This is a genomic window from Rhodococcus sp. LB1, from assembly GCF_001583455.1.
Classification (GTDB): domain Bacteria; phylum Actinomycetota; class Actinomycetes; order Mycobacteriales; family Mycobacteriaceae; genus Rhodococcus_F; species Rhodococcus_F opacus.
On record NZ_LTCZ01000228.1, the window covers coordinates 1 to 3,191 of the forward strand.

The 3,191-nt window shown below is 66.0% G+C and carries 3 protein-coding genes and 1 pseudogene; 2 read left to right on the top strand and 2 right to left on the bottom strand.

Annotated elements, in window-relative coordinates; translation table 11 throughout:
* The first annotated feature begins 36 nt into the window (after window positions 1-36).
* Window positions 37-1,221 carry a thiolase family protein gene (locus AZG88_RS26975; protein ID WP_061699673.1) on the top strand — a complete coding sequence of 395 codons (1,185 nt, stop codon included), beginning with the start codon at window positions 37-39 and terminating at the stop codon, window positions 1,219-1,221.
* A gap of 689 nt (window positions 1,222-1,910) precedes the next feature.
* On the opposite strand, the gene AZG88_RS26980 is transcribed toward AZG88_RS26975, so the two are convergent.
* Both AZG88_RS26980 and AZG88_RS26985 read right to left on the bottom strand, forming a co-directional pair.
* Complete coding sequence (locus AZG88_RS26980) at window positions 1,911-2,402, bottom strand: DUF4345 domain-containing protein (RefSeq protein ID WP_331712300.1); 492 nt, start codon at window positions 2,400-2,402, stop codon at window positions 1,911-1,913.
* A complete protein-coding gene (locus AZG88_RS26985) occupies window positions 2,350-2,910 on the bottom strand; it encodes a TetR/AcrR family transcriptional regulator (protein WP_061699672.1) in 561 nt (186 codons plus the stop codon). The genes AZG88_RS26980 and AZG88_RS26985 overlap by 53 nt, the downstream gene beginning before the upstream one ends.
* Window positions 2,911-2,997: 87 nt before the next feature.
* On the opposite strand from AZG88_RS26985, the pseudogene AZG88_RS26990 reads away from it, so the two are divergent.
* Window positions 2,998-3,191, top strand: a pseudogene (locus AZG88_RS26990) (alpha/beta fold hydrolase); the annotation flags it as partial.

The following is a 3,191-nucleotide window of genomic DNA, read 5'->3' on the forward strand; positions in this document are numbered from 1 at the left end:
TTGCGTGGCCACGCAACCACTACAGATCGGACCTTCATGACCTCCCCCGACCGCATCCTCATCGTCGACGGCGCCCGCACCCCCGTCGGCAGCTTCGGCGGCGTCTTCAAAGACGTGCCCGCCCACGAACTCGGCGCCACCGCCGCGAAAGCAGCCCTCGACCGGGCCGGTGTCGCTCCCGACACCATCGGCGAGGTCGTCATGGGCTGCATCGGCCAGGTCGGCCCCGACGCCTACAACGCCCGACGCGTCGCACTCGCCGCCGGCCTACCGAAAACCACCCCCGCCTACACCGTCAACCGACTCTGCGGCTCCGGCCTCCAAGCAGTATGGTCCGCAGCCATGCAAATCCAGTGGGGCGGACTCGACATCGCACTCGCCGGCGGCAACGACAACATGTCCCGGATGCCGTTCTACGACTTCGGTGCCCGAGCCGGCTACAAACTCGGTGACCGCCAACTCGTCGACGGCACCGTCGGCATGCTCACCGACCCCTTCCACGGCATCCACATGGGCGTCACCGCCGAAAACGTCGCCCGCAAATACCACGTCAGCCGCGAAGAACAGGACGAATTCGCCCTGCAATCGCAACACCGCGCCGCCACCGACGCCGCAAGAACCGCGTTCGCCGAGGAAATCACCCCCGTCGAGGTCGGCGGCCGCCGACCGGCCACCATCACGACGGACGAGCACCCCAAACCCGAGACCACCCTCGACACACTCGGAACGCTGCGCGCCGCCTTCGAAAAGGGTGGCACCGTCACCGCCGGCAATTCCTCCGGCATCAACGACGGCGGCGCCGCCCTCGTCCTGGCCCGCGAATCCACCGCACGCGAACGCGGCCTGACCGGCCTGGTCATCCTCGAGGCCGTCACCACCTCCGCCCTCGAACCCGACGTGATGGGCTACGCCCCGGTCCTCGCCCTGAAGAAACTGTTCGAACAGACCGGAACCACGCCCGGCGACATCGACACCATCGAACTCAACGAAGCCTTCGCCGCCCAGGCCGTCGCCGTCATCCGCGACGCCAAACTCGACCCGGACAAGACCAACCCCTACGGCGGCGCCATCGCACTCGGCCACCCCGTCGGCGCCACCGGCGCCATCCTCACCCTCCGCGTCGCCAAAGATCTCGTCCGACGCGACCTCGAACTCGGCATCGTCACCATGTGCATCGGCGGCGGCCAAGCCCTCGCCGCGTTGCTCCGCCGGGTCCACTGAACCCACCCCTCCCCACGACACCGTTCATACAGGCAGGTGTCGTGCATCCCGTGCACGCTGTCGCCGCCACCGGGGACAGCGTGCACGGACGCGTAGCGATCGCCAGCTCCGTTCACACAGAGCAGGTCGCCCCACCGTCACAGGTCATCGACACCCGACGTGGGCGGGCGCATGCCGACGTCACCGAGACCGCCGGCACCGCCGCGTCTCAGGCGATGTCGGGGTGGGCTGCGCACACCGACGCGGCATGTCGCCCGCTGCGATGCACATGCAGTCCGCGGTCCGAAATGAGTTCGTCCACCCCCCGCCGCCGACCCTGCGCATTCGGTGGAAGCGCGCCGGGGCGAGGGCAGCGGTCCAGGCGCAATACGCTCTCACTCAACGACATCGCGCCGCGCGTGGGATCTCCGGGGTGTCAGTATCCCGCGGGATGTGGTTCCCGACCGGCTCGCCCGCTCCAGCATGGGTGCCGGTCCGCGAAGGCATGCAGTAACAGGCGGATTACGTTGAACCCGGCGGCCTCGTTCACGCTCCGCGTCGAGGTGTCGTCCAACTGCGCGCGCCGCGAGTGGGACGACGACAAGTACGTGTCGGTGCGACTACACGGGCAGCACTACGGGGCCAACACCGTCCCAATTGAGACGGAATCCCGAGACACACCTACTCCGTGCCGGCACCAAACCAGCTCACTATCGAGAACCGGCACCGTGAATTGCGAAACGCCGTCGCCAGGCCAAAATCACAGGTACGACGCCAACCTCGAGCGCGATTGCAACGATTCCGATGCTGTGCGGACGTCCGGTCTGCCTCCACGACCACAGACGTGCCAGCCCCCCGATAAACACCGTCCCCAGGGCAGCTGTGACGGCGGTCGAGTCCTCCACCGTGCCCAATCGAGAGAGGATGATCGGCCCGACAGCAGCCTTGAACACGTTGGCGTATCGGAGTTCTCCGTCGATTACCGCAGAAACCTCTATGTTCCCGGGCACTGCATCCGCACCCAACAGAACCTGCTGCACTCCGCTGATGGTCGGGACCAACGCCATGAGCCCGAGGGTCCACTGCATACGGGTTCGGGTGCGGTCGCGCGTGGTCGTTGTCATTGACGTCTCTTCCCAGTCGGTTGCTTCATTTTTCGAGTAGGCGAAACGCGGTCGCGAGCCCGGCCGCGAGGATCTCATCGGACAGCGTCGGGTCCGACACCGCCCGCGACAACTGCAGGGTCCCGACCAGGCTCGACATCAGGCCGATCGCTATCGTTCGCGCCGCGGCTGCGTCGTCGATGTGGGTACGACTTGCAACGATGGTGATCATCGCCGAGATGCCATCCGTGAACGATTCCTGCACGATCGGTGTCGACCGACCGATTTCGCTGAGCAGGGCAGCGGAGGGGCATCCGTTCTCTCGCTGGTCACGATGACTCGCCGACAGATAGCCCTCGATGTAGGACTGCAACGAGTGGCCGTCGTCGGGTATCGCCCGCAGAGTATCCAGCTGCTTCGTCAGCTGATCGGCCAAGACCACCGCGACGAGTTCGTCCTTCGAGGCGAAGTGCGCGTAGAAGGCGCCGTTGGTCAGCCCGGCGTCGGACATCAACGCACTGACGCCTGCCCCGTCGATCCCGTCCTTCTTCAGACGTCGACCNGATGATCCTCCGTACTGCCGTGTCCTTGCCCTACCGCAGCCTATCCGATAACCTTACGATCATAATAGTATGAGCGTAATTCAATCGGGCTCTCACAGGCCAGGCTCACTTCCTTCGGATAGAGGACAGACATGGCAACCAACCACGGCGCACCAGCCGACACCCGCACCTGGATCACGGTCCCGACCAAATCCGTCCTCGCCGGCGGTGTGAACTTCGCTTACCGCGAGCTCGGCCCCACGGGAGGCGTGCCCGTGGTGTTCCTGCACCACTTCGCCGCCGTTCTGGACGACTGGGACCCCCGAATCATCGACGGCATCGCCGC